The following is a 424-nucleotide window of genomic DNA, read 5'->3' on the forward strand; positions in this document are numbered from 1 at the left end:
GGCGCGCGGTGCGGGCCACTTCGTCGCGTGCGCGCCGCCACTCCTGGGCCGCGATGCGGTCCTCGCCGGACAGGTAGGCCTCGGAGGCCCGCGCGGCGGCGCCATGGGCGTTCTGCGCCCATTCCGGCGGCGGAGCACGCCCGGCACAACCGCCCAGCAGCCCGGCGGCGATCGCCATGACAAGGGTGATGGCGGCGGTACGGCCGCGCCGGGGTCGCCGGCCCGGGTTCGCAGCGGAGGGAGAAGCAGGCGTCGGCATCGTCATGGCAGCTGGATCCGGGTGTCGCGCGCGAACGGCCATTTGCGCTGGATTTCGTTGACCAGGCTCTCGACCTTGCGCAGATTGCTCTCCACGTCGGCGCGCAGCGCGCCGAGATCGGTGGTGGCCTCGCGGGCGTTGGCGCCGATGGCCTGGGCCTCGGCC

General features: G+C 74.5%; 1 protein-coding gene. It reads right to left on the reverse strand.

Annotated elements, in window-relative coordinates; genetic code table 11:
- Positions 1-265: hypothetical protein (locus FJV41_RS57490; protein ID WP_281291682.1), on the reverse strand; the 265-nt coding region annotated here is incomplete at its 3' end.
- Positions 266-424 lie beyond the last annotated feature (159 nt).

The sequence above is a fragment of the Myxococcus llanfairpwllgwyngyllgogerychwyrndrobwllllantysiliogogogochensis genome (genome assembly GCF_006636215.1).
Taxonomy (GTDB): domain Bacteria; phylum Myxococcota; class Myxococcia; order Myxococcales; family Myxococcaceae; genus Myxococcus; species Myxococcus llanfairpwllgwyngyllgogerychwyrndrobwllllantysiliogogogochensis.